The 25,268-nt window shown below is 67.1% G+C and carries 20 protein-coding genes; 16 read left to right on the top strand and 4 right to left on the bottom strand.

Going from position 1 to position 25,268, the window contains the following annotated elements:
* Positions 1-31 precede the first annotated feature (31 nt).
* Positions 32-454: a hypothetical protein gene (locus I3V78_RS17250; RefSeq protein ID WP_204489489.1), complete on the top strand. Its 423-nt coding sequence runs from the start codon at positions 32-34 to the stop codon at positions 452-454.
* A 3-nt stretch (positions 455-457) separates the two neighbouring features.
* Complete coding sequence (locus I3V78_RS17245; protein WP_204489488.1) at positions 458-745, top strand: hypothetical protein; 288 nt, start codon at positions 458-460, stop codon at positions 743-745.
* Positions 746-748: 3 nt separating this feature from the next.
* Here I3V78_RS17245 and xdhC read toward each other — a convergent pair whose 3' ends face one another.
* On the bottom strand, positions 749-1,507 hold the full coding sequence (gene xdhC, locus I3V78_RS17240; protein WP_204489487.1) for a xanthine dehydrogenase accessory protein XdhC: 759 nt from the start codon (positions 1,505-1,507) through the stop codon (positions 749-751).
* An 89-nt stretch (positions 1,508-1,596) separates the two neighbouring features.
* Between xdhC and I3V78_RS17235 the strand changes: the two genes are divergently transcribed.
* Entirely contained in the window at positions 1,597-2,646 is a 1,050-nt protein-coding gene (locus tag I3V78_RS17235; protein ID WP_204489486.1) for a DUF3616 domain-containing protein, read from the top strand.
* 2 nt (positions 2,647-2,648) lie between these two features.
* Here I3V78_RS17235 and I3V78_RS17230 read toward each other — a convergent pair whose 3' ends face one another.
* From I3V78_RS17230 to I3V78_RS17220, 3 genes are all read right to left on the bottom strand, one after another.
* Positions 2,649-4,850 (bottom strand): hypothetical protein, encoded by a 2,202-nt coding sequence (locus I3V78_RS17230; protein ID WP_204489485.1) that lies wholly within the window; start codon positions 4,848-4,850, stop codon positions 2,649-2,651.
* A 49-nt stretch (positions 4,851-4,899) separates the two neighbouring features.
* Entirely contained in the window at positions 4,900-5,406 is a 507-nt protein-coding gene (locus tag I3V78_RS17225; protein WP_204489484.1) for an OmpA family protein, read from the bottom strand.
* Positions 5,407-5,610: 204 nt separating this feature from the next.
* Positions 5,611-7,404 carry an OmpA family protein gene (locus tag I3V78_RS17220; RefSeq protein ID WP_204489482.1) on the bottom strand — a complete coding sequence of 598 codons (1,794 nt, stop codon included), beginning with the start codon at positions 7,402-7,404 and terminating at the stop codon, positions 5,611-5,613.
* Between the two features lie 445 nt (positions 7,405-7,849).
* On the opposite strand from I3V78_RS17220, the gene tssJ reads away from it, so the two are divergent.
* From tssJ to tssH, 13 genes are all read left to right on the top strand, one after another.
* Positions 7,850-8,446, top strand: coding sequence for a type VI secretion system lipoprotein TssJ (tssJ, locus tag I3V78_RS17215; protein WP_338023633.1), 597 nt, complete (start codon positions 7,850-7,852; stop codon positions 8,444-8,446).
* Positions 8,443-9,810: a type VI secretion system baseplate subunit TssK gene (tssK, locus tag I3V78_RS17210; protein WP_204489478.1), complete on the top strand. Its 1,368-nt coding sequence runs from the start codon at positions 8,443-8,445 to the stop codon at positions 9,808-9,810. The genes tssJ and tssK overlap by 4 nt, the downstream gene beginning before the upstream one ends.
* Positions 9,811-9,841: 31 nt before the next feature.
* Positions 9,842-10,552 carry a DotU family type IV/VI secretion system protein gene (locus tag I3V78_RS17205; RefSeq protein ID WP_204489469.1) on the top strand — a complete coding sequence of 237 codons (711 nt, stop codon included), beginning with the start codon at positions 9,842-9,844 and terminating at the stop codon, positions 10,550-10,552.
* Entirely contained in the window at positions 10,549-14,199 is a 3,651-nt protein-coding gene (gene tssM, locus I3V78_RS17200) for a type VI secretion system membrane subunit TssM (RefSeq protein ID WP_204489467.1), read from the top strand. The genes I3V78_RS17205 and tssM overlap by 4 nt, the downstream gene beginning before the upstream one ends.
* Before the next feature lie 2 nt (positions 14,200-14,201).
* A complete protein-coding gene (gene tagF / locus I3V78_RS17195) occupies positions 14,202-15,137 on the top strand; it encodes a type VI secretion system-associated protein TagF (RefSeq protein ID WP_204489459.1) in 936 nt (311 codons plus the stop codon).
* A gap of 10 nt (positions 15,138-15,147) precedes the next feature.
* On the top strand, positions 15,148-16,740 hold the full coding sequence (tssA, locus tag I3V78_RS17190; RefSeq protein WP_204489457.1) for a type VI secretion system protein TssA: 1,593 nt from the start codon (positions 15,148-15,150) through the stop codon (positions 16,738-16,740).
* 81 nt (positions 16,741-16,821) lie between these two features.
* The gene (gene tssB / locus I3V78_RS17185; RefSeq protein WP_204489449.1) at positions 16,822-17,328 is read left to right on the top strand and encodes a type VI secretion system contractile sheath small subunit; all 507 of its coding nucleotides are present in this window, start codon (positions 16,822-16,824) and stop codon (positions 17,326-17,328) included.
* A 24-nt stretch (positions 17,329-17,352) separates the two neighbouring features.
* Positions 17,353-18,843, top strand: coding sequence for a type VI secretion system contractile sheath large subunit (gene tssC / locus I3V78_RS17180; protein WP_239576466.1), 1,491 nt, complete (start codon positions 17,353-17,355; stop codon positions 18,841-18,843).
* Between the two features lie 71 nt (positions 18,844-18,914).
* Positions 18,915-19,406, top strand: coding sequence for a type VI secretion system tube protein TssD (gene tssD, locus I3V78_RS17175; RefSeq protein WP_204489441.1), 492 nt, complete (start codon positions 18,915-18,917; stop codon positions 19,404-19,406).
* A gap of 30 nt (positions 19,407-19,436) precedes the next feature.
* On the top strand, positions 19,437-19,835 hold the full coding sequence (gene tssE / locus I3V78_RS17170) for a type VI secretion system baseplate subunit TssE (RefSeq protein WP_204489438.1): 399 nt from the start codon (positions 19,437-19,439) through the stop codon (positions 19,833-19,835).
* A gap of 17 nt (positions 19,836-19,852) precedes the next feature.
* Positions 19,853-21,595, top strand: coding sequence for a type VI secretion system baseplate subunit TssF (gene tssF / locus I3V78_RS17165; RefSeq protein WP_204489435.1), 1,743 nt, complete (start codon positions 19,853-19,855; stop codon positions 21,593-21,595).
* Complete coding sequence (gene tssG, locus I3V78_RS17160; protein ID WP_204489428.1) at positions 21,559-22,602, top strand: type VI secretion system baseplate subunit TssG; 1,044 nt, start codon at positions 21,559-21,561, stop codon at positions 22,600-22,602. The genes tssF and tssG overlap by 37 nt, the downstream gene beginning before the upstream one ends.
* Before the next feature lie 30 nt (positions 22,603-22,632).
* On the top strand, positions 22,633-25,254 hold the full coding sequence (tssH, locus tag I3V78_RS17155) for a type VI secretion system ATPase TssH (RefSeq protein ID WP_204489426.1): 2,622 nt from the start codon (positions 22,633-22,635) through the stop codon (positions 25,252-25,254).
* The last annotated feature ends 14 nt before the right edge of the window (positions 25,255-25,268 follow it).

The raw sequence follows: 25,268 nt of genomic DNA, 5'->3' as shown, positions 1-25,268 counted from the left end.
TCCCCGGAAACCTCGAAGAGCCGGAGGGGGCATGCGACTGTTGAGCGTGACGACGGCGCTGTTCGTGGGCGTGCTGTGCGCGGGCTGCGCGGTGGGCGCCTGGCACCGGGCGGAGGCGCTGCGCTCGGAGGCCTCGTGGTTGATGGAGCGCAGCCGGGCCCAGGCCACCGAGTACACCCAGAGCTTCAACGACGCCGTGGCCTCCCAGCAGTTGGAGACGTTCGCCAAGCGCCGCGCGGTCCTGGAGCAGGCCTACCTGTGGCAGCGCGTGCAGACGCTGGGCATCCTCTTCGCGGCGGCGGCGGCGGCCTGCGCGTGGGTGCTGAGTCTGCTGCGCCGGATCAATGGCGCGCTGGATGAGGCGACCGAGGGACTGGACGACACCTCGCTGCGCGCCGAGCCGATTCCGGTGCCCGTCCCCGTGCGCGCCCACCTTCCCCGCTCGCGCGCCTGACGCATGCCGGGCTGTGGGCATTGTGGCGGCGTGCTCGACGTCGTGGGCAACCAGGTGGGCCGGCGCGACACGTGCCCCCACTGCGGCAAGCCCCTGCGCTCGTGCCACAACTGCCGCCACTTCGACGAGCGCGCGCCCAAACAGTGCAAGGAGCCCTTCGCGGAGGTGCCCTCGGACAAGGACGCGCCCAACTTCTGCGACCTGTACCAGATCGGCGAGGGCGGCCGGAGCGACACGCCCGGCAAGGACGCCCTCGTGTCCGCCGCCGAGGCCCTCTTCAAGAAGCGCTGAGCGTCACGCGCCCCGGCGCACCTGGATGAGCTCGGCCACGATGGACACGGCGATCTCCTGGGGCGTGAGGCCTCCGATGGTCACGCCCATGGGCGAGCGGACCCGCGCCAGGGCCTCCGCGCTGAATCCCGCCGCCTCCAGCCGCATGCGGAAGCGGGCCGCCTTGCGCTCGCTGCCGATGACCCCCAGGTAGGCCCCCGGCTTGGGCAGGAGCGCCTCCAGCACGGCCTGGTCGAGCGGGTGATCGTGCGTGGTGATGCAGAAGAAGTCGTGCCCGTCCGGCTGACAGGCGCGTGCATGGTCGGCGGGATCCTCCACGCGGACCTCGCAGCCCGGGAAGCGCTCGTGCGAGGCCCACGCCGCGCGCGCATCCACCACCGTGACGCGAAACCCCACCCGGTGTGCCAGCGCGGCCACCTCCTGGGAGACGTGCCCCGCCCCATAGAGCGTGAGCCGCGCGGGGGCCTCCTGCTTCTCCAGGAAGACCTTCATCCGGCCGCCGCAGCACATGCCCAGCTCGTGGGTGAGGTGCGTCTCCAAGGTGCGCGTGCGCTCGGGCGAGCGCAACAGGGCACGCGCGGCCTCGATGATCTGGAACTCGATGGCGCCCCCGCCCACGGTGCCACGCAGCGAGCCGTCCTCGAGCACGACCATCTTCGAGCCGGGCTTCTGGGGCGTACTGCCCGCGCTCTCGATGACGGTGGCGAGCACGAAGGGGCGGCCTTCGGCGACGAGGGTGGCGATCTCCGCGTACAAATTCATCCCGGAGGGATTTTAACCATGGAGCCCGCCCGGGGTCTGTCCTCCGTGGGAAATCCGGCGCCAACGCCCGACCCCTCGAGGAGGACACCATGCTCGCGCTCACCCTGCTCCTGTCCGCGGCCCTGGGCGCCACGCCCGTGGAACCCGCCGCACCGCCCGACCCCGCCCGGCCGCTCGTCACCTTCGAGGGAACCTGTGATGCCTCGGGCGCCGTGGAGCTGAGCGACGGCCGCTTCCTCGTGGGGGATGACGAGAACAACGTCCTGCGCGTCTACGACAGCCGCCAGGGGGGCGGGCCCGTGCGGACCTTCGACCTCTCCCCCGCCCTGGGCCTGCCCCCGGGCAAGAAACAGCAGTCGCCCGAGACGGACATCGAGGCGGCCACCGCCATTCCGCCCCTGGCCTTCTGGCTGACATCCCATGGGCGCCGGAGCTCCGGGCAGGCGGATGCCAACCGGCTGCGCTTCTTCGCCACCCGCCAGGCGGCGGACGGCCAGGCGCTCCAACTCGAGGGCAAGCCGTACACGCGGCTGCTCGATGACCTGCTCGCCGCGCCGCAGTTGCAGACCTACGGACTGGCCGAGGCGGTCGGGCGGGCGCCCAAGCAGGAGGGCGGCTTCAACCTGGAGGGCATGACGGTGATGGCGGACGGCAAGTCCTTCCTGATTGGCTTTCGCAACCCACGCCCTGCGGGCAAGGCGCTCGCGGTGTCACTGCTCAACCCGGTGGAGATGGTGAACGGCGAGCCCGCCCAACTCGGGCCCGTGGTGCTGCTGGACCTGGGCGGCCAGGGCATCCGCTCGATGACGCGCTGGCGGGGCCGCTACCTCATCATCGGCGGCTCGCCGTCCGGCAATGACGGCTCACGCCTGTTCGTCTGGGACGGCACGGCCGAGAAACCCACGCCCGTGGAGGGCGCGGACTTCACCGGCCTCAATCCCGAGGCCTTCGTGTCCTACGAGAACGAGGACAAGATCCTCGTGCTGAGCGACGACGGCACGCACAAGATCGACGGAGTCGAGTGCAAGCGATTGAAAGACCCCACTCGGAAACGGTTCCGGGGCGTTTGGGTCTCCCCCATCGACAATGCGCCTCGGACCGCTACGGAAACGAACAGCGCCGACACGTCTCAACCTTGAGTTCAATCAGGCCACGAACGCCGTTGTGGACGCCGAGCCCACCAGCACAGGGTGCCTGCCAGCAGCAACCAAGCAGGAGAAGCGCTGGCTGCGGCACAGGAAAAGCCAACCCCACCACCCGTGACGCTTGGCTTTTCTGGAATAGAACCTGGCGGCAACACTACGTCAAAAGTATGTTTATTTTTGCTTTCAGCACTGCTGTTTCCTGAACTACTAACAACCTTCGTGCGCAAGGAGTGCCGCCCGTCCCTAAGCAATTTCACGGGTAAACGGAAAGCACCCGTCGCCGCGTCCGTGGCGACCGTCTTCCCCAGCGGTTCGTCATCCACGAAAACGTGCACCGTACTTCCTAATTCGGCCCAACCGGAAATAACTGGCGTCAAAGTTTCTACAATGGATTCGTCGGCTGGTTCCAGGATCGTGGCATCAGCGGGTACTCTAGCAACCACTCTCCAAGACCAAGAATCAAGCGGTCCTGGATTGCCCGCCTCATCCTCACCATAAACACAAAGGCTATAGCCATGATTATTCAGGTCCTCACGTGAGTAATCGAATGGACACTCAACAAACTCCAACGGCTCCGCGCATTTAATCTTCACAGCTTCATCTGTTGGAACGTCCTCATCAATCGCAATGTCGCCCCAATCAACAAGACTGCACCAGAACTTAGTTTCTGGCTCGCTTGAACCCAGCCTAAAAGATGCCTTTTGCGACTCACTCTTTTTCTCTGGCTTACTGTAGATGGACACAACAGGGGGGGTGTTATCAACACGAAATACAAATACAGTCTCCACAGAACCGCCAGCCTTATTCTCAACATATAGCCGAGCAAGATGATACCCAGGCTCCAACGACATGTCCTGCCCCTCTATATCTATCACCCACCTGCTCAGTCCGGCGGCCCGACTTGATTCATGCGCCAGAACAGACACAGAGGGGAATTGAGTAGGAATGCCAACCCGCACAAGACTGCCTTCGTCATCAACAGTAAAATAAATTTTTGGTTTTACCTCCTTGGTAATTGCAATGCCGTCCTTTCCCTTCCTGCCAAAGCCGTCAAACCCAACCACAGGAGCAGTCAAATCCATATACCAGTTATGGATCTTGGGCGGCGCCTCCTCGTTCTTGTAGACATCCAAAACATTGACCTGAAGCGTGTACAACCCAAAATCATCTGCACCGATGCCCTTAAGCGACTGGTCATACCACTCCATTCGCTCCGAATTTTCGGTTGGACACGACGTGCCCTCGTCTACGTTTTCGACCTTGCCACTCTTACGCAAAACATAGCTATAACAAGATTTCTCATTTGCGGAAATCTTGAAATAACTCTCAATTTCCGTCGACTGTTTTTCTTTTGGCTTGATCTTCCACGTCGACGTTAATGGAACTACATCCCAGGTTATGGATTTTGGCGCCGAGATGGCATGCCCCTCTTCATCAACCGCATAAATCGAGAATCTATACGTCCCAGGCGTTAAATCACTGAAGGACACTCCGGTTTCGCTGTCTGGACAACGTCCCAATCTTGGAAATTTTGTGTAACCCTCGGGAAAAACTTCCTGACAGACAAAATCGGCCTCACCGTCGCCATCACGAAATGAATAGGTGAACGCTGCTTTCCTGTTTGTGGTCGGCGATTTTATGGGTTTTCCGCCGTCGACAACAATCTCGCCTCTCTGCCCTTCCTGAACCAAAAATGTCACGTATTCCGATTGAAAACCAACAACACCAGTGGCGAAGTCACATTGGGCCGTGGCTCTGACATCGTATAAACGAAGCGGCAGCCAATAATTCTCATTCCAGTCCCAAGCCGACGGGAAGAACTCGACAGGTTTGTCGTCGGCATTTCCATTCTTGACCACTGGCTGTTTTCCCTCTGCTGGCCAGACAGGCACGAAGTCAGGCTCGGATTGCGCCCCAACGCCTGTGGGCTCATCTTTTATAGTTCTTATCTCAACCGAGATTGAACACTTGCTTGCATCCACAGGAATGCAATTCCCCGAATGAGCAAGACAGGCTTTGATGACAGGTGGACCACTCACTCCATTGTTTTCGCTCTCGACATATTTTGGCGGATATTTTACTACAACTCCATTTGGCATCAATCCGAGTTCAAGTCCATCTAGATGATTGGCAGTGTTTGAATCAATAATATTTTCCGCCAGAGATGAACTTGCACAAAAAGCCAGGGCCAGAACCAACCCAAAAACCCATATCCTCATCAGCCACCTCGAATGGACTGCATATGTGTCAATCCGGCCAGACGATCTTGAACTCCACGCGGCGGTTATGCTCGCGTCCCTTGACCGTACCGTTGTCGGCGACGGGTCGTGTGTCCCCGTAACCCAGGGCTTCCAACTGCTCGGGTTCCACTCCCCGCTCGACAAGGTATTGCAGCACCGCTTGGGCCTGGGCTTGCGTCAGGAGCAGGTTGGCCTCGGGCGAACCGCGGCTGTCTGAATGCGCTTCCACAGAGATGCGGCGGAATTCCGGGTGTTCCTTGATCACCCGTGCCACCCAATCCAGCTGGGCATGGGCGCGGGAATGCAGCGCTGGTTGATGGGGTACGAAGAAGACCCGGCCCAGCAGCTCGAAGTGGGTCCGGTGGAGGATGACCATCGGGATTTCATGGTCCGGGCATCCATGGTTCCGCTTCTTCCCCGCCATGTCCGGGCAACTGTCGAAATGATTCGCGAGGCCATCCGCGTCCCGGTCTTCTTCGGAGCTCAGGCGCGAAACTTCTTCTTCGTCCGCCACCTCTACATCCTCTTCCACGTCCAGTCCCGGGTACGCTGCCGCAATGTGCGCCAGGGCCGCTGGACGTCCGCTCTCACCTCGCGCATGAAGCATCGATGGGTTTCGCGCCGAGCCCGCCGTGCATTCAAACGAGCAAAGAGCCATCACCGGGAACACGCCCCAGAGGCCTGTTTTCATCGCACACCGCCCTTGACTCGTTCCCGTCTAGTCAGGCTGGACGATCTTGAACTCCACGCGGCGGTTCTGTTCGCGCCCCCTGACCATGTTGTTGTCACCGATGGGTCGCGTGTCCCCGTAACCCCGGGCTTCCAGCCGCTCGGGTTCCACGCCTCGCTCGATGAGGTACCACTGCACGGCTTGGGCCTGGGCCTGCGTCATGTACAGGTTCGTCTGGGCGAATCCCCGGTTGTCCGAGTGCGCGCCCACCGAGATGTGGTGGAACTCCGGGTGTTCCTTGATCACCCGCGCGACCCAGTCCAGCTGGGCATGGGAGCGCGCCTCCAGCTTCGGCTGGTTGGGTGCGAAGAAAACCCGGCCCAGCAGCACGAAGCGATCCCGTTCGAGATAAACCATGGGGATTTCATGGTCCGGGCACCCATGGTTCTCCGTCTTGCCCGCCATGTCCGGACAGCTATCGAGACTGTTGGCGAGACCATCGCCGTCCCGGTCTTCCTCGGGACAACCCTTGAACTTGGCCTCACCCGGTTGAAGGGGACAGGCGTCCACGTCGTCCTCGATCCCATCCCCATCCTTGTCCCGCCTCGGACAGCCACGGTTGTCGGCAGGGCCGTAATCCGCGGGACACGAGTCCACCTCGTCCGCCACCCCGTCTTGATCCCCGTCGGGCATGGGGCAACCCTGATAGGCGACCAGTCCAACCTCGGTGGGGCACCCGTCGCGCGAGTCCTCGATGCCGTCTCCGTCTTGATCCAGGAAGGGACATCCACCCCGCTCCAGGATTCCGGACTCGAAGGGACACTTGTCCACGACATTGCGGATTCCATCCTGGTCCTCGTCCAGCTCCGGGCACTCGTCCACCGTGTGCTTGAAGCCAGGCGAGCAGTTGACGGAGGACTCGCCCTTCATCCACGTGGGCGACACTCCCCCGAAGGCACTGCCCACCATCACCCGGTACAACGGGGTTCCCGCGCTCGCGCCCAGGCCCACTCCGCCCACCGCGAACAGCTCCACGGAGGTGTTGAGCAGGTAGCGGCCGCCCACCAGCACCTCCATGGACTTCGCGGAGTCCACCAGGGGCGAGGTCCCCACCACGTTGACCTCCCAGCGCAGCCGCTGGCCCAGCGTGGCCGCCACGGCGCCCAGGCGCAGCTCACTGCCCTGCGCCGCCTGCTGGATGGCGGCATCGGGCGTGGCGTCGATGCGCTTGCGCAGCAGGGCTTGCGCCTCCAACCCCAGACGGAACCACCCCAGCCGCCGGCCCACCATCACCTGGGGCGTGACATGGGCCCCGAGCTCCGGAGGCAAGCCGGAGGCATTGCCCAGGGGAAGGCCCAGGCTCAGCCCGAGCGCCAGGTCCATGGCGTGTCCACGCAACTGCGACAGCACGCCCAGGCGGGCCCCCAGCGAGGGTGTGGACACGCCGAACGGGGTAGGCGCCGCGAAGCCTTGCGCGACCGCGTCCTGGCCCCGCTGAAAGGCCACCAGCGGCAACTGGGCGCTCAGCTCGAGCCAGGTCGTCGGTGAGTAGGCGGCGGACAGGTGGGTGGTCAACCGGTTGCCGATGATCTGGTAGTGCGCGTTGCCCGAGGCCAGGAGGACCGGCTTGTGCTGGTAGTGCCACACGGTCGACAGGCGCAGCTCGCCCTGGGACAACAGCTCGCCCGTCCCGAGCAGCAAGGAGCCCGCGGCCCCGGGGTTCAACGCCAGGCGCTCCAGGGCGAAGCCGGGGGATCCGGCTGGCGCCCCGGCGAGCGCGACATTCGCGGTCAGCAGGGTCGCCAGCCACGACATCACCTGTCCGGGCGTGCTTCGGCTCATGCCTTTCCTCTCGATGCGCGGGGCCGCTCATTCGACAGCACGCGCCGGACCCCTCGCGGTGTCTGGCAACTACAGGAACAAACCTCCCCCCCACAAGGTGGCCCCCCTCACACTTCATGCGAACGCTTGCGCCAGTGTCAGGGGTTGAACGGGTTTGCGCGGAGTCCGACAGGCATTCACCCGCAGGAGCCAAGTCTTTGACTCCTGGTGAACAGATTATGGGCTCCAACTTGCAAGTGCAGTCCACGACATGCCAATGACTCGTTCACCTACAGCGTGCGTTGGTCTCGGGAAGACGGCGAGCCCTAGGGGGAAACGGGATACCCAGACGCACCCAGGGCGTGAGTTCAGAATTCCATCGGCGCTGAACGGCGTGATGCAGCGTCGCGAAGAGGAATCAATGCCAGCACCTCGACAAGCCCATTCACGGACTGAAATCCCACCGGTGACCGCCCGGATCGTGACGGGGCTGTTCGCCCTGCTGATGGGGACAGGCTGCGCCGCGAAGCGGCTGGAGCCGTGCGACAAGCCCCCGCCCTTCCACCTGACGCTCGAGGCCTCGGATCGCGTCAATCCGGATCGCCGGGGCCGCTCCATGCCCACGCTCGTGCAGGTGCTCCAGCTCAAGGATGGCCTTCGCGCGGAGCAGGAGGGCTTTCGCAGCCTGTGGAACAAGCCCGAGGCGGTGCTCAAGGACGATCTGCTCCAGGTGTCGGAGCTCACCGTGGCCCCGGGCCAGTCCGTGGAGCGGTGGATCAGCCGGGACCCCAAGGCGCACGTGGTGGTGGTGATGGGCCTGTTCTTCCAGCCCTCGGGCTGGAACTGGCGGACGATGACGGTGTTGCCGTCCGTGCCGCGCAACCTCTGCACCGACGAGCAGGCCCTGGGCCGCGCGGGCCAACCCCGCGCCACGGACGAGCGGCTGCGCTTCAAGCTGCAGGGGTATCAGATCGAACCGCTGCGGACGACGTCCTCCGCCGCGGGGGGGTTGGGCTCGGACGGCCTGGACCGCGGCCTCACGCCGCCATGGAGCAAGACATGAAGCCCCCGCAGCGAGTGGTGTGGTCGGAAGGGATGTTCATGAGCCCCCACCACCTGCAGCAACAGGACCTGTACCACGAGAACGTGCTGGAGGCCCGGCTGGGCGCCTTGCTGCCCCACCCCTGGGGCGTGGCGGAGCAGGAATTCGACATGGAGGCGCTGCGCGCGGGCCAGGTCCAGCTGTTGCGCTTCTCCGGCATCCTCCCGGATGGCCTGCCCATCGCCTTCATGCGGGGAGAGGACGAAGCCCCTCCCGCGCGTATCGTGGAGGGGCACTTCCCCGTGTCCGAGCACACGTTGGGCGTCTACCTGGGGATTCCCAAGGAGCGCAACGGGGTGGAGAGCTATGGCGTCAGTGGGCAGGTGGGCGCCAGCCCTCGTTTCACGCCGAAGAACCGGCCCATCGGCGATCTGCACGCCGCCACCTCCGTGATGCCGGTGGCGTTCGCGCAGCGCAACCTGCGGCTGCTCTTCGCCAATGAGCATCGGGACGACTTCGACGCCCTCAAGATCGCCGAGCTGTCCCGGGACAAGTCCGGCAACCTGGTGCTCGTGGCGACCTATGTGCCGCCCTGCCTGCGCCTCGACGCCTCGCCCTACCTGCTCAACGAGCTACGGTTGTTGCTGCGCCTCATCATCAGCAAGCAGCGCACGCTCTCCTCGCGTCGTCGGCACCGCAACGAGGCGGCGCTCGAGTTCACCGCCTCGGACGTGACGCTGTTCCTGGAGCTCAACGCCCTCAACGGCGTCATCCCCTTCCTCCAGCACGCCCTGGAGGCCGGCAACGTGACGCCGCGTGAGCTGTACCTGGCGTTGAGCCGGTGCGCGGGTCAGCTGTGCACCTTCACGCCAGACGCGGACCCGTCCACGCTGCCCTCGTTCCAGTACACGCACCTGCGCACCACCTTCGAGGCGCTGTTCCAGCGGCTCAACGAGCTGCTGCGCGCCGTGGCCCTGGAGCAGTGCCTGTCCGTCTCGCTGGAACTGGGCGCGGACCGCATCTTCCGCGGGGCCTTGTCCGACGAACGGCTGGAGCGCTGTGGTCAGTTCTTCCTCACGGTGCGCAGCGAATTGCCCGAGGCCCAGGTGGCCGCGCAACTGCCCAAGCTCGTGAAGGTGGCGTGCGCCTCGGAGATCCGCGACATCGTGCACGCCGCCTCGCCCGGTGTGCCGCTCAAGGTCACCTACCGGCCTCCGCCGGAGATCCCCGTGCAGCCGGGCACGTCGTACTTCGCGCTCGCGGTGCAGGACACCTGCTGGAAGAGCGCGATGCGCGAGCGCAACGTAGCGCTCTACCTGCCGCACCCCTTCGACATCAGCCGCACCAGCATCGAGCTGCTCGCCGTGCCGGCCAACGGCCAGTGAGCCTTCGTCCCGTCCAGGGGTTGGGAGTGTCATGGATCGTGTCAACGAAGCCACGAAGGACTGCTTCGATGTCCTCATTCAACTCCGGCAGAAGGAGCCGGGTCAGGTCCCCCCGCCGGAAAAGCTGAACCACAGCCTCCGGGGCGTGGTGGATGAGGTGCTCCGGCGCGCCGCGGTGCTCGGCTTCGGGCACCAGGAAGCCCAGGACATGGCCTATGCCCTGGTCGCGCTCCTGGACGAGACGGTGCTCGGCAAGTCCGATCAGTACCGGCAATTCTGGAGCAGCAATCCCCTGCAGTTGCACTACTTCAACGAGAACGTGGCGGGGGATGGCTTCTTCACCCGGCTCAACCGGCTGCGCAAGGACGCCCACGGAACGGAGGTGCTGCGCGTGTACTACTTGTGCATGCTCTTCGGCTTCCAGGGCCGCTACCGCATCCGCGGAGGCGAGCTGGAGCTGCTCACGCTCATCGACACGGTGCAGAAGGAGCTCGAGCGCGCCAGCCCTTTCGACTTCGACACCCTGGCGCCGCATGGGGAGCGGCCCTCGGAGAGCCTGTCCTCGGTCAAGCAGCGGGCCTCGTTGCTGAACATGTCCCTGGCCTCGGTGGGACTCGCGCTGCTCGTCTACGGAGGCTTCCTGCTCAGCCTGGATCGCATCGCCGCCTCGGAGCTTCGCGAGATTGAACGGCACGTCGACGCCCTCACCCAGGTGAAGTCCCCCAGCGAGGAGAAGCCATGATCGTCACCCTGCTCGCCGTGCTGCTTCTCACGCTGATCTGGAGCGCGATCTTCAAGCTGAACCTCGCCCCCTGGATGGGACTGGCCGCCACGGGAGTCGTCATCGTCTTCCTCGTCGCCCGGATCTGGCTGCGTCGCCGAAGCGCGCGCGCGGCGGCGGCCAGGAAGCTCGAGGAGGACATCACCGCCCAGGCCGAGGAGCAGGCCCGCGCGGTGCGCCCCGACCTGCGTCCCGAGATCCAGGCCATGAAGGCGGAGTTCTCGCGCGCGGTGGCCTCGCTCAAGAGCTCCAAGCTGGCACGCGGTGGCCGCGATGCGCTCGCGGTGCTGCCCTGGTACCTGATGATCGGACCGCCCGGAACGGGCAAGAGCACGGCCCTGCGCAACTCGGGGCTGAAGTTCCCCTACCTGTCCAGCCGAGGCGGGGGCGCCGTCCGGGGCGTGGGCGGCACGCGGAACTGCGACTGGTGGCTCACCAACGACGCCGTCTTCCTGGACACGGCGGGACGTTATACGACGGGCGAGGAGGATCGGGACGAGTGGATGTCCTTCCTCGACATCCTGGCGCGCAACCGGCCTGGCCGGCCCATCAACGGGCTCGTGGTCACGGTGAGCGTCACGGACCTGATGGACGAGGACCCCCAGGCCGCGGGAGCGCTGGGTCAGCGCATCCGCGAGCGCGTGGATGAAGTCACCAGCCGGCTCAAGGTGGTGGTGCCCATCTACGTGATGCTCACCAAGTGCGACCTGATCCAGGGCTTCGTGGAGACGTTCGCGGACCTGCCCCGCTCCGAGCGGGGTCAGATCTGGGGCTTCACCGTGCCCCTGTCGGCCCAGCGGGAAGCCCCCTCGGAGCTGCTGCTCAAGCGCTTCGACGAGCTGACCTCGGTGCTGGAGCAGCGCTCGCTCCGGCGCATTGGCCAGGAGCGCCGGTTGGAGACGCGCGAGCGCATCTATCAGTTCCCCCAGCGCTTCGACTCCCTGCGCAAGAACGTGGTGGAGTTCATCCAGCCCTTGTTCATGGAGAGCGTGTTCCAGGACACGCCCGTGCTGCGCGGGCTCTATTTCACCAGCGGGACACAAGACGTCCGCATGGCGGAGCACCAGGTGCCTGGCGCCGCGGCCGAGGTCTTCGGGGCCCACCAGCGTTCGGCGGCGGAGCGGGCCGAGGGACGCAGCTTCTTTCTCTGGGACGTCTTCAACAAGGTGATGTTCCAGGACCAGAAGCTCGCGGTGCGCAGCTCCATCGAGGAGTTCCGCCTGCGCCGACAGCGCTACGCGCTCACCGCCGCGAGCATGGCCACGTCCGTCATGCTCCTTCTGCTCCCCGCAGTGTCTTACGTGGAGAACAAGGCACTCTTGCGCCTGCTGCGCGACACCATTACCGCGGTGAAGCTCGCCGCCACGGACGACATTGGCCGGGTGGTGGAGCTGACGCCCTTGCAGCAACAGCTCAAGGTGCTCAACACGCACCGAGTGGAAGGCGCCCCCTTCTGGATGCGACTGGGCATGTACCAGGGAGATCGCCTCTTCGAGCTGGCACAGTCCTTCTACAACAATCAGCTCAAGGAGTTGTTGATCGGCCGCCAGCACGATCGCATCAAGCAGGCCCTCCAGCGCCTCGCCGACAACCACGACCGGCACGGAGCGGAACTCAACAACGATACGTACGGCCGGGGATTCAGCGATCTGAAGATGTACCTGCTCATCACCCAGCCCCACCGCGTGAATGAACCCGGACTCGATGCCACCCACCGGTCCTGGCTGGTCTGGCAGATCGTCAACCACTGGCGGGGCATCCGGGGCGCGGAGCGGGACACCAAGGTGGAAAACGCCATCATCCAGCACGCGGAGATGTACATCGCGATGATGGCCCAGGACCCCGAGAAGCTCGGCTTTCTTCGGGACGACAGCGTGGTCCGCAACGCGCGCCGGGTGCTCAACAATACATCCCTGGTGGAGCTCACCCTCCAGCAGCTCCAGGCCGAGGTCGAGCGGGAATACCCGGATTTGACCTTGGTGGACATGATCGGTGTGGTGCCTGAAATGAAGGCCACACAGCGCGTGCCCGGATTCTACACGAAGCGCCCGTGGGAGGAGGTGGTCAAACCACGCATGGATGAGGCCTTCCGTGAGTCCCAGGTCTGGGTCCTCGACCGCGACTCGAGAACAGACGAGGCCCGGCTGCGCGTCGAGCTGCGGGACCTCTACTACCGAAAGTACATCGAGGCGTGGGAACGGTTCCTGTTGTCCATCCGGGTCGCGGAACCGAGAAGCGCTGACGAGACCGTGCGGATGCTCACCAGCCTCACCCGAGGGGAGCCGATGCCCCTGGGCAAGCTCCTGAAGGCCGTGGATTACAACGTCAGTCTGGAAAAGCAGCCGGAGAGCCAGACGGTCAAGGAGGTCTCCCTCAAGGATCGAATGGTCCGCAAGGTCGAGAAGGCGATCCGTCCCCCCTCCCAGGAAGAACTCGACAAACAGCAAGCGGGGGCAGAAGCAAGAGCACAGGAGTACTCAGCCCGCAGCGTGGGCCTGCACTTCCGTGGCGTACTCGCTTTCGAGAAAGACGAGTACCTCACCGAGGACAAGAAAGAAAAATACACCCAGCTCAGGGACTACAAAGACAACCTCCTGCTGGCACTCAAGCTCGTGCGCGACGTGCGAGACAACCCCATGGAGATGGGCCAACTGAAGGCGCAGCTCAAGAAGATCCAAGGGGAAGTCGCGATGACCGTCAATAGCCGGGAAGGCGACCGCGCCCTGTTCTCGAACCTGTTGTTGCCCCCCATCGAGAACATCGTGATCACCACCATCCAGGGCGAGACCGAGAGAAAGAGCCAGCAGTGGTGCGAGGACATCGCGGGTCCCCACCTGAGCACGCTGGGCAACCTCTATCCCTTCAACAGAGACTCGCCCGTCGATGCCTCCCTGAACGACATCATCAACTTCTACCGGCCGAAGAACAATCGGGTGCGGGACTTCGTGACCACGTACCTGAACAACGACATCATCCATTTCGGGCGGAACCAAAGGCTGTCCCCCGGTGCCACGGGACAATACACGGAGAGACTGCCTCGTTTCCTGGAGCGGAGCGAGGCCCTGGGCGATGCGCTGTTCATGGGGGATGAAGCCCAACCGAACGTCAGGTTCCAGATCCGCATTCGGGCGGGGACCTCACCGGATGCCTCCGCGTCGGAGATCGCCTCCATCAAGTTCATCATGGACGGCACGGACATGCTCTACCGCAATGGTCCCGACAACGTCTGGCAGCGGCTCATCTGGCCCGGACAAGCGGGAGAAGCGGGTGCGGCCCTGCAGGTCTTCAACGCCAAGGGCGACATGTCGGAGCTCAGCCAGTCCGGCGAGTGGGGCCTGTTCCGGCTGCTCGAGCGCGCGAAGAGCCTCGAGCCCAGCCCGGATGGGCGCTTCTTCACCGCGACCTGGGAGATCGAGGAGTTCAACGGTGCCCTGGTGTCCGTCGACATCCGTCCGGAGCGTCTGGCGAATCCCTTCTTCATCGCGAACAGCGACGACATGAAGTTCATGCAGCTGTTCCGCGACCCCTACGTCCTTCCGCCCCAGGGAATCGACCTGAGCTCCAAGAAGGGCTGTGCACCGCCCTACACGGCCCGCGTGGAGCCCTGAGCATGCGCGCGTCCTCCGTCAGGGCGGGACTGGTGGGCAAGACGCCCTGCCAGACCGATTTCCTCCGCCTCCAGGCCACCAGCGTGCTCGCCGTCCAGCTGCACCTCTGGCTGGCCGAGGGCGTGGAGGCGGCCCGCGCCGCCCGGTGTGGGCTGCCCCCTGGGGTGGTGCACTTCCTGTTCACCGCGCCGGGTGAGGCGAACGTGCTGCTGGGGGTGTTCGCCCCCAGCACGGACGGCGTGGGCCGGGAGTTCCCCCTGGCGGTCTTCACCGAGCTGCCCGGCCCCACGGCGGCCAACCAGCTCGCCGTGTTGCCCACGGCGTTCGGCCCCTTCCTGGCCGCCGGTGCCGCGCTCCTGCACGACGCGGCGACCCTGGACGTGGTGGGCCTCACCCAGCGCGTCCGCGCCCTGCCCTACCCGCCACCCGAGGCCCTCACCCGGGCCCGACGCCAGCTCCAGGGGCTGTGGATGACCACCCGCGGCCCCGAGCTGCTCCAGCCCCTGCTGCGGCCCGGCGAAGCGCCTGGAAGCCCCTATTACGCCCTGCACACCTTCCGCACCGCCTGTGACGGGGAACGGCACCGGCAGCGGGGCCGCGCCCACGTCGTCCTGGAGTGCCCCCTGCCCCCGGGGCTCGGGCCCTCCGCCTGGCTGGAACTCGCGACCCGCCTGCTGCGCTGGCCCTCCGTGCCACCGGCCCTCCTCTGGGCCGAGCACCCCGAGCCCCGCCTGCTCTTGTGCCTGGGCGCGATGCCACCCGAGCTCCTTCCCCACCTGGCGCGTCCGGGCCCGGGCGGCCAGCGCCTCTGGCCCCTGCGCACCTCCCGCGGGGCCGCCATCGAGCAGGCGGCGCGCGCGCTCACCGAGCACCAGCGCCGGCTCATCGACTCTCCCACCACGTCCCTCGAGGAGCTGCTCCACGGCCTGTCGTGCTGAGCGCCCCCCCATGCCCACCTTGTCCCTCGAAGAGCTTCGCGAGCGCGCCCGAGCCTGGACGGAGCCCATCTCCGCGGAGACGCCGGCGGGCCGCTCCGCCAAGCACGAGCCCGCCTACGACATCGTCTCGCGGGAGGTGGCCCGACTGGAGTCGCCCACTGGGACGCCCGTGGACTGGGCCCGGGTGGTGGAGAACGCGGGCGGGCTGTTGCGGCGCGACACCAAGGATCTCTGGCTCGCCGCGTACCTGGCGCACGGGCTGCATGCCACCGATGGCCTGCGCGGTGCCGTGACGGGCATGACGGTGCTCACCGAGGTGCTTGAGCGCTACTGGCCCACCCTGTTCCCCGAGGCCACGCGTCTCCGGGGGCGCGTGAACGCGGTGCGCTGGTTCGTGGACCGGATGGTGGAGAGCCTGCCGGCCGCCCAGGTGTCCGCCGGGAACCGGGAGTGGGCGGAGTCGTTGGAGGACGCGGCCCGGCGTCTGGCGGAGGTGGCGCGCACGCGCTTCGAGGAGCAAAGCCCCCCGCTGGGCCCCTTGCTCGACGGCGTGCGCCGGCTCCAGGAGCGGCGGCCCGCGCCCGCCGACCTCCCCGCGCCCGTGAAGGTGGTCCCCGCGACCCCGCTTCCGCCGCCTCCCGCCCTGACCGCGGGCCAGGCGGGAGACGCGGACGCCGTGCTGGAGCAGCTCCGGGGCCTCGGCTCGGCCCTGGTGGAGTCCGCCCGGGTGCTGCGCGAGGCCCACGACGCCGAGCCGCTCGCCTACCGGCTGCTGCGCGTGGGGCTCTGGCTGCACCTCACCCAGGCCCCCGCGCCAGGGACGGAGGGCCGGACGTCCGTGCCCGGCCTGCCCGCCTCCCTGCGCGCGCAGTTGGAGCGGCTGGAGACCCATGGCCGCTGGGCGGAGCTGCTGGTGGAGGCGGAAGGCGCCATGGGCCAGCACCGCTTCTCCCTGGATCTCCAGCGCTACAGCGACGCCGCGCTGACGGGTCTCGGGGACACCCACACCGCCGCGCGCGAGGCGGCGCGGTGGGAGCTGGCCACGGTGCTCAAGCGCATGCCCGGCGTGTCGGGCTTGCTCGCCGCGGACGGAACGCCCTTCGCCGACGAGCGCACCCGGAAGTGGCTGGACACCACGCTCACCCCCCGCGACACGCCCGCCGCGCCGCCGCCGCCCCGCGCGCGCGAGGTGCTCGACGACGAGCGCTATGCGTCCCTGCCGCTCCCGGTCCGCGAGGTGTTGGCCGCGAGCGGTGTCGCGGAGGCCATTGCCTTGCTGCAACACCAGGTCACCCAGGCCCCCGCGGGCCGTCCCCGCTTCAAGGCCCGGCTCCTCTTGGCGCGGTTGTGTTTCCTTTCCGCACAGCCCGCGCTCGCGCGCGCCCTCTATGAAGAGCTGGTCGCCGAGAGCACGGCACGCGGTTTGGATGAATGGGAGCCCGCCTTGTCCGTGGAATGTCTGGAAGGACTCCTGCTCGTGGGCAGGACTGTGCAAAAGACTACCAACACCGTCTCCCCAGAGGCGTGGGCTCACTTTCGTCGTCTGACAAGACTTGACCCATCCGCCTCCTTTCGTTTAGGACAGTTCACACTGGAGGTATGATGTCTCGCCGCACAGGCTTCACGGACCGTGCGTTGCCCGTTGCATTTTCCACTCCCCCCACCCGAAGGAGCCGTCCTGCCCATGAGCAAGGAAAGTTCTGTCGCGCCCACCGAACGCGTCAACATCGTCTACAAGCCCGCCACCGGCACCGCGCAGGAGCAGGTGGAGCTGCCGTTGAAGATTCTGATGATGGGGGATTACACGCACCGGCCGGACGCGCGGGCGCTGGAGGACCGGGCCCCCATCAACGTGGACAAGGACAACTTCAACGAGGTGATGGCGCAGCAGGGATTGAAAGTGACGCTGTCGGTGCCCGACACGCTGTCCAACGATCCGGCCGCCGAGCTGCCGATGACGCTCGAATTCAAGACCCTGGCGGACTTCTCGCCCGAGAGCGTTGTCAATCAGGTGCCGGAACTCAAGACGCTCCTGGAGCTGCGCGCGGCCCTGCATGCCCTCAAGGGCCCCTTGGGCAACCTGCCCGCGTTCCGTCGCAAGCTGCAGTCGCTGCTCGCGGACCCGGACAGCCGACAGAAGCTGATGCGTGAGCTGGGCCTGAAGGATGACGCCACCCACGGACCCGCGTAGTCCTCCGAAAGGACCGATGACCCCATGAGCACCGAGACGAACGTGTTGAAGAGCGGCGGCATCGTGGAGACGGCGCAGTCCAATGCCTCTCTGCTCAACTCCATCCTCGCCGAGACGCGGCTCAAGCCCCAGGACGAGGGCTATGACGTGGCCCGGCGCGGCGTGCAGGCCTTCATCACCGAGATGCTGGCGCCCCACCGCGGCGAGGAGCGGGTGGACAAGGCGCTGGTGGACGCGATGATCGCGGAGATCGATCAGCGCCTGAGCACCCAGGTCAACGAGATCATCCACCACCGGGACTTCCAGGCGATGGAGTCCACGTGGCGCTCGCTCAAATTCCTCGTCGACAAGGTGGACTTCCGCGAGAACATCCGGGTGGAGATGCTCAACGTCTCCAAGGAGGATCTGCTCAAGGACTTCGAGGATGCCCCCGAGGTGGTCAAGAGCGGCCTGTACCGGATCGTCTACTCCAACGAGTACGGCGTGTTCGGCGGCAAGCCCTATGGCCTGCTGTGCGGCAACTACGACTTCGGCCCCGGTCCCCAGGACATGGAGCTCTTGCGCAAGTGCGCCGCGGTGGCGTCCATGGCGCATGCGCCGTTCCTGTCCAACGCCAGCGCGGAGTTCTTTGGCGAGGGGGACTTCCGCACCCTGCCCAACCTCAAGGATCTCAACTCGTTGCTCGGCGGGCCGCAGTACGCGCGCTGGCACTCGTTCCGCGACAGCGAGGACTCGCGCTACGTGGGCCTGTGCCTGCCGCGCTTCCTGCTGCGGCTGCCCTATGGGGAGGACACCATCCCGGTGAAGTCCTTCAACTTCCACGAGGACGTGGTGGGCGAGCACGAGCGCTACCTGTGGGGCCATGCCTCCATCGCGCTCGCCAGCCGCGTGGCGGACTCCTTCGCCAAATACCGCTGGAGCCCGAACATCATCGGCCCGCAGTCCGGCGGCGCGGTGGAGAACCTGCCGCTGCACCAGTACGAGGCCCTGGGGGAGATCCAGACCAAGATTCCCACCGAGGTCCTGCTCACCGAGCGCCGCGAGTACGAGCTGTCCGAGGAGGGTTTCATCGGCCTGGTGTTCCGCAAGTCCGCGGACAACGCCGCCTTCTTCTCCGCCAACTCCGTGCAGCGCGCCAAGTACTTCGGCGGCACGCCCGAGGGCAAGCAGGCGGAGACCAACTACCGGCTGAGCACACAGCTGCCCTACATGTTCATCATGAGCCGCCTGGCGCACTACATCAAGGTGCTGCAGCGCGAGCAGATCGGCAGCTGGAAGGAGCGCTCGGACCTGGAGCGCGAGCTCAACCACTGGCTGAGCCAGTACGTGGCGGACATGGATGACCCGGCGCCCGTGGTGCGCTCGCGCCGGCCGCTGCGCAGCGCGCACGTGAGCGTGGAGGACGTGGATGGGCAGCCGGGCTGGTACCGCTGCAACATCCAGGTGCGCCCGCACTTCAAGTACATGGGCGCGTCCTTCACCCTGTCGCTCGTGGGCAAGCTCGACAAGGAGTAGCCCGCCTTCGCCGTACCCGGAGCCGAAAGGCTCCGGCCCCCGCAACCCCGAAGTCCTCAGGAGAGCCCAACATGGCAGAGACGGTACACCTCTTTTTGAAGGCCAATGGCGCGGACATCAAGGGTGACAGCACCCAGAAGAGCCTGGGCCGCGACGGCTCCATCGAATGTGTCTATTACGAGCAGGAGGTCGTCACGGCGCGTGAGCGAGGCTCGGGCATCGCGTCCGGCCGGCGCCAGTACGCGCCCCTGCTCATCCGCAAGCGCATCGACAAGAGCTCGCCCCTGCTCATGAAAGCGCTGGCGGAGAACGCCGTCATCGAGGGCACGCTCAAGTTCTTCCGCCCCAACCCCACGGGGGATGGCACCACGGAGCAGTTCTACAGCGTGGCCATCAAGCAGGGCCGCATCAACCACATCAAGCAGTACGTGCCCAGCACCATCGTGCCCGCCACGTCCTTCGAGCCTCCGCTGGAGGAGGTCTCGTTCGTGTTCCACACCATCTCGTGGACCTACACGAACGGCGGCGTGCAGCACGAGGACACCTGGTCGGATCAGCGCTAGCCGTCGTCCCCCCTCAGGAGGTCTCCACCGATGTCCACCCGAGGTCTCCTCTCCCGGCTCGAGAACGGCGGCGTGCACCTGTCCTCGCGCCGGGAGGATCCGCTCGAATCCATCACCCGCCACCTGCGGGTGTTGCTCAACACCCGCAAGGGGGAGTCCGTCGCCGCCCCTGGCTACGGCATCCTGGACTTCAACGATGTCGTCCACTCCTACCCGGCGGCCCTGCAGAAGATCCAGGCCTCCATCCGCTCGGCCATCCAGGAGTACGAACCGCGACTGCGCAACGTGGTGGTGCAGCACCTGCCCGACGACAACGAGCCCGTGGCGTTGAAGTTCGAGATCACCGCGCAGCTCGCCCAGAAGGGCAGCCGCGACATTTTCCGCTTCCGGACCCGGGTGGGCGCCGGCGGCCAGGTCGAGTTGTGGTGAGTCCGTGAGGCGCGCGCATGTTCAGCAAATACTACCTGAGTGAGCTCACCTACCTGCGCGAGACGGGACGGGCCTTTGGCCTGGCCAATCCCACCGTGGCGGGCCTGCTCGTGGAGCGAGGGGGAGACCCCGACGTGGAGCGGCTGCTCGAGGGCTTCGCCTTCCTGACGGCGCGCGTGCGCGAGCGGGTGGAGGACGACATCCCGGAGATGGTGCACGTCCTCACGGATCTGCTGCTGCCGCACTACCTGCGGCCCCTGCCCGCCGCCACCATCCTGGAGTTCACCCCTCAGCTGCGCGCCCTGCGCGGCCGCGCCCAGGTGCCCGCGGGCACGGAGGTCGCGGCCCAGCCCATCGACGGCACGTCCTGTGTCTTCCGCACCACGTCAGACGTGGCCCTGCTGCCCCTGACGCTGGAGGACGCCTCGCTCGACAAGTCCGCCAGCGCCGCGCCCGTGCTGCGGCTCAACTTCCAGGCCCAGGAGCAGGGCCGCGTGGAGGTGTTCAAGCCCGGCGGCCTCCGGCTGTTCATCCACTCGGATCTGGCCACCAGCTCGCTCATCTTGCTGTGGCTCTTGCGCTACTGCCGGGGCATCGAGGTGCGCATGGGCTCGGGTCACAGCGTGTGGCTGCCGCCCCAGTCGCTCCGACCCATCGGCTTCGAGCGGGACTTCCGGCTGCTGCCCTGGCCCCGGGCGTCCGAGGGCTACCGGCAGATGCAGGAGTACTTCACCCTGCCGGAGAAGTTCCTCTTCTTCGAGGTGCACCAGCTGGAGTCCGCCGCCTCCGTCGCGGAGGACCGCTTCGAGCTCGCCTTCCACCTGCAGCGTCCTCCCCCCCTGGAGGCGCGCATTGGCCGGGACATGTTCCGGCTCAATTGCGCGCCCGCCATCAACCTGTTCTCCGCCTCCGCCCACCCGCTGCGCCACCACACCCTGGACGGCGAGCACCTCCTGCGCGCCTCCGACATGGAGCCCCGGCACTCGGAGGTGTACTCGGTGGACCAGGTGACGGGCCTGCGGTCGGGCCGCAACGACCGGCGCCACTACCGGCCCTTCTTCGACTTCGCGCATGGCGCGGGCGGCGACGCCGAGCCCGCCTTCTACCGGTTGAGACGTACGGCCTCACCCATCGATGACGGCATCGACACCTACCTCTCCCTGGAGACGGCCCGCGACGTGGTGCCCGCCCTCACCGAGGAGACCCTGTCCATCGAGCTCACCTGCACCAACCGCTCCCTGCCCACCCGGCTGCAGGTGGGCGACGTCTGTCTGCCGACGTTCACCTCGCCCACCCAGGCGCGCTTCAAGAACATCACCCCCGTGAGCCGGCCCGCCCGCGCGCCCCTGGGCACCGAGCTGCACTGGCGGCTGATGTCGCACCTGGCCATCAACCAGCGCTCGCTCGCGGACGCCGACGTGCTGCGCCGGTTGCTGGAGCTCTACAACTTCCACGCCCTCACGGACGACCTGACGGGCCGGGCCAACCGCCTGCGCATCAACGCCCTGCGCAAGGTGGAGGTGAGCACCTGCACCCGCTTCCTGCAGGGCACCCCGGTGCGCGGCACCCGCACGCTGTTGGAGCTCGACGGCACGAGCTTCATGGGCATCGGGGATGCGTTCCTCTTCGGGTGCATCCTGGACGAGCTGTTCGCCGCCAACGTCACCCTCAATGCCTTCAACGAGCTGGCGATGCGCGTCCAGCCCTCGCAGATGGAGTACGCGTGGCCTCCCCGGAACGGCACCCAGATGCTCTTGTAGCGGCCGCCGAGGCGCTCCGTCCCCGGGTCAACCGCCAGGCCTTCTTCCCCCTGGTGGCCTACCTCGAGCGGCTCACCGCGGACGCGGCGCGCGTCGGGGAGCTGGGGCCCGTGCTCCAGGAGCAAATCCGCTTCCGGCATGACCCGTCCTTGGGCTTCTCCGCTGGCGATGTCAGCGCGCTGGAGCTGCGGCAGGTGCCCGCCCAGGAAGAGGACGCCCTGGCCAGGCGGCCCCTGTTCGAGGTCATCACCTCGTTCCTCGGCCTCACCGGCTCGGTGTCGCCGCTGCCCATGTTCATGGCCGAGGAGGTGGTCCAGGAGGATCCCGACCGCCCCGTGCGGCGCGAGTTCCTGGACCTGTTCCACCATCGGCTGCTCTCACTGCTCTTCCGGATCGAGTCGCGCTACCGCGTCACCAGTGAGCTGACGTCCGACTGCGAGGACCAGTGGTCCCGGCGCCTGCTGGCCCTGGCGGGCTTCGACACGTTCGATCGGAAGCGGACCGGGAAGCTGCCCGCCTGGCGCATGCTGCGCATCGTTCCCATCCTCGCCAGCCGCGTGCGCACCGCCGAGAAGCTGGAGCTGGCGCTCCAGGACGTGCTCAGTGAGGAGCTCGGGGGCGCGCGCGTCACCGTGCACCAGTTCATGGGCCGGTGGGTGGACATCGACGCGCGGATGCAGCTGGGCCGCGCCCACCACCAGCTCGGGCGCACCACGCTGCTGGGGGGCCGGGCCTTCGATCGCACCGGGCGCTTCCAGATCGACATCGGCCCCCTGCCGCCCCAGGCCTGGCGGCGCTTGATGCCCGAGGGCGACCTGTATCCCCTCGCCTGCGAGGTGGTGGCGCTCTGCACGCGCGACCCCCTCGAGTACAGCTTCGAGCTCTCGCTGAGCGAGAGTGTCCAGCACTCGTTCCAGCTCACCCGGAACGAGCCGTCCCGGCTCGGACGGGACACCTGGCTCGGCACGAACCGGCAGAGCCGGATCTCCGTCCCGGGCGCCCCCTGACCCGCCCCCGTTCTCCTGGAGCCCGTCCCCATGCGCGTCGATCCGCAGGCCCTCGTGAAGCGCTTGACCCCCACCGCCACCCGCCTGCTCGAGGCGGCGGTCGGCCAGGCCAGCACCCGCCACTGTCATGAGATCGTCGTCGAGCACGTGCTCGCCCAGCTGCTTGGGGCCGAGGACTCGGACGCCGCCGTGCTGCTGCGCCGCTTCGAGGTGGATCCCCGGCGTTTCGCGAGCAGCCTGGAGCAGGCCCTGCGCGGCCTGCGCACGGGGAGCGCGGCCCGGCCGGTGTTCTCCGAGTCCGTCTTCCAGTGGTTCGAGGACGCGTGGCTGCTCGCGTCACTCCAGCTGGGGGACACGCGCATCCGCACGGGGGTGCTGCTGGCGCAGTTCCTCCTGCGGCCGAGCCGCTACACCGCCGAGCACTTCGCGGAGCTGGACGCCGTCCCCCTGGATGCGCTGAAGCGCTCGCTGGCGGAGGTGCTGCGCCCGGGGGCGGAGACGGTGGAGGCCGCGCCCGCCGCCAGCGGAGGCCCGAGCCCGGGCGCCGCGCCGGGACGCGCCGACGAGAGCACGCTCAAGCGCTTCGCCACCTCGTTCACCGCGCGGGTGCGCGAGGGGAAGATCGATCCCGTCTTCGGCCGCCACCGGGAGATCGCCCAGCTCGTGGACATCCTCTCGCGGCGCCGCAAGAACAACCCCTTGCTGGTGGGCGAGCCCGGCGTGGGCAAGACGGCCCTGGTGGAGGGACTCGCCTGGGCGATCGTCAAGGGCGAGGTGCCCGATGCGCTCAAGAACGTGGAGCTGCTGGGACTGGACCTGGGGCTGCTCCAGGCCGGCGCGGGAGTGCGGGGCGAGTTCGAGAACCGGCTCAAGGCCGTCATCGCCGAGGTGACGTCCTCGCCCGTGCCCATCGTCCTCTTCATCGACGAGGCCCACACGCTCATCGGCGCGGGGGGGGCCACGGGGGGCAGTGACGCCGCCAACCTGCTCAAGCCGGCGCTCGCGCGCGGGGAGCTGCGCACGCTCGCGGCCACCACCTGGTCCGAGTACAAGAAGTACTTCGAGAAGGACGCGGCCCTGGAGCGCCGCTTCCAGCCGGTGAAGGTGGAGGAGCCGAGCGAGGAGGACGCGATCCTCATGCTGCGCGGCCTGCGCGCCACCTACGAGGCCGCCCACGGTGTCGTCATCCGGGACGAGGCCATCACCGCGGCGGTGCGGCTGTCGCACCGCTACATCTCCGGGCGCCAGTTGCCGGACAAGGCGGTGGACCTCTTGGACACGGCCGCGGCGCGGGTGCGCATCGAGCAGTCCACGCGGCCCGAGGAGCTGTCCGCCCTGGAGGCCCGCATCGCCGGCGTGGAGCGGGAGCGGGACGCGCGCAAGCGGGACCTGATGGACGGGCACTCGGGAGACGCGGCGGAGCTGGAGGACCTGGAGGCGAAGCTCCGGGCGCTGCACGACGCGGTGGCCACGCTCCGGGGCCGCTGGGAGGGCGAGCGCACGGCGGTGGCCGCGCTCCAGGCCGCGCGCAAGGCCCAGGCGGAGAACGCGGCCGGGGCCTCCCGGACGGCGGTGGGCGAGGCGGCGGCTGCGGTGGCGCGCAGCCGGGGCGAGGAGGCCCTGGTGCACGCGGACGTAGACGCGGAGGTGGTGGCCCGGGTGGTGTCGGGGTGGACGGGCGTGCCCGTGGGCAAGATGCGCGGGGATGCCCTGGAGGCCGTGCTCGGCCTGGAGGCGAAGCTCAAGTCGCGGGTGCGGGGACAGACCGCGGCGCTCCAGAAGGTGGCCGAGACGCTGCGCATCTCCCAGGCCGGCATCCGCGACCCGGAAGCCCCCATCGGCGTGCTGCTCTTCGTGGGCCCGAGCGGCGTGGGCAAGACGGAGACGGCGCTCGCCCTGGCGGACAGCCTCTATGGCGGCGAGCGCTTCATGACCACGCTCAACATGTCCGAGTTCCAGGAGAAGCACACCGTCTCCCGGCTCATCGGCTCGCCCCCCGGGTACGTGGGCTTCGGCCAGGGCGGCCTGCTGACGGAGGCGGTGCGGCAGCGACCCTACTCCGTGGTGCTGCTCGACGAGTGCGAGAAGGCCGACCTGGAGGTGATGAACCTCTTCTACCAGGTGTTCGACAAGGGCCTGCTCTCGGACGGCGAGGGCCGCGCGGTGGACTTCCGCAACACCGTCCTCATCCTCACGAGCAACCTGGCCTCCGAGCAGGTGATGCGCCTGTACGCGCACGGCGCCACGCCCTCCGCCGAGGAGGTGGCGGCGGCCATCCGCCCCACCCTGAGCCAGCACTTCAAGCCCGCCCTGCTCGCGCGCATGACCATCGTCCCCTTCGCCCCCGTGGGCCCGGACGTCATGCGGGACATCACCGGCATGAAGCTCGCCGTGCTCGCGGACCGGCTGCGCGCCAGCCACCGGATTGAAACGACCTTCGCCCCGGAGCTCGTGGACACACTCGCGCGCCGGTGCACCGAGTCGGAGAAGGGCGCGCGCAACGTGGAGCACCTACTGCGCGGCTCGCTGATGCCCGAGGTCGCGCGCGAGCTGCTCCAGTGCCTGGTGGCGCAGCGCCTGCCCACGCACCTGCACGTCGGCCTCACCGCCGAGGGGCGCTGGCACACCGCGTTCACCGGCTCCCGAGCCTGATTCCTCTTTTCCAA

This window comes from Archangium primigenium (genome assembly GCF_016904885.1).
Taxonomy (GTDB): Bacteria; Myxococcota; Myxococcia; order Myxococcales; family Myxococcaceae; genus Cystobacter; species Cystobacter primigenius.
The sequence above is the reverse complement of the archived record's forward strand: the minus strand, read 5'-3'. Positions and strand labels throughout refer to the sequence as shown.

Coding starts and splice junctions, on each gene's coding strand:
- I3V78_RS17250 (WP_204489489.1), top strand. CDS start 32: ATGCGACTGTTGAGCGTGACGACGGCGCTGTTCGTGGGCGTGCTGTGC.
- I3V78_RS17245 (WP_204489488.1), top strand. CDS start 458: ATGCCGGGCTGTGGGCATTGTGGCGGCGTGCTCGACGTCGTGGGCAAC.
- xdhC (WP_204489487.1), bottom strand. CDS start 1,507: ATGAATTTGTACGCGGAGATCGCCACCCTCGTCGCCGAAGGCCGCCCC.
- I3V78_RS17235 (WP_204489486.1), top strand. CDS start 1,597: ATGCTCGCGCTCACCCTGCTCCTGTCCGCGGCCCTGGGCGCCACGCCC.
- I3V78_RS17220 (WP_204489482.1), bottom strand. CDS start 7,404: ATGAGCCGAAGCACGCCCGGACAGGTGATGTCGTGGCTGGCGACCCTG.
- tssK (WP_204489478.1), top strand. CDS start 8,443: ATGAAGCCCCCGCAGCGAGTGGTGTGGTCGGAAGGGATGTTCATGAGC.
- I3V78_RS17205 (WP_204489469.1), top strand. CDS start 9,842: ATGGATCGTGTCAACGAAGCCACGAAGGACTGCTTCGATGTCCTCATT.
- tssM (WP_204489467.1), top strand. CDS start 10,549: ATGATCGTCACCCTGCTCGCCGTGCTGCTTCTCACGCTGATCTGGAGC.
- tagF (WP_204489459.1), top strand. CDS start 14,202: ATGCGCGCGTCCTCCGTCAGGGCGGGACTGGTGGGCAAGACGCCCTGC.
- tssA (WP_204489457.1), top strand. CDS start 15,148: ATGCCCACCTTGTCCCTCGAAGAGCTTCGCGAGCGCGCCCGAGCCTGG.
- tssB (WP_204489449.1), top strand. CDS start 16,822: ATGAGCAAGGAAAGTTCTGTCGCGCCCACCGAACGCGTCAACATCGTC.
- tssC (WP_239576466.1), top strand. CDS start 17,353: ATGAGCACCGAGACGAACGTGTTGAAGAGCGGCGGCATCGTGGAGACG.
- tssD (WP_204489441.1), top strand. CDS start 18,915: ATGGCAGAGACGGTACACCTCTTTTTGAAGGCCAATGGCGCGGACATC.
- tssE (WP_204489438.1), top strand. CDS start 19,437: ATGTCCACCCGAGGTCTCCTCTCCCGGCTCGAGAACGGCGGCGTGCAC.
- tssF (WP_204489435.1), top strand. CDS start 19,853: ATGTTCAGCAAATACTACCTGAGTGAGCTCACCTACCTGCGCGAGACG.
- tssH (WP_204489426.1), top strand. CDS start 22,633: ATGCGCGTCGATCCGCAGGCCCTCGTGAAGCGCTTGACCCCCACCGCC.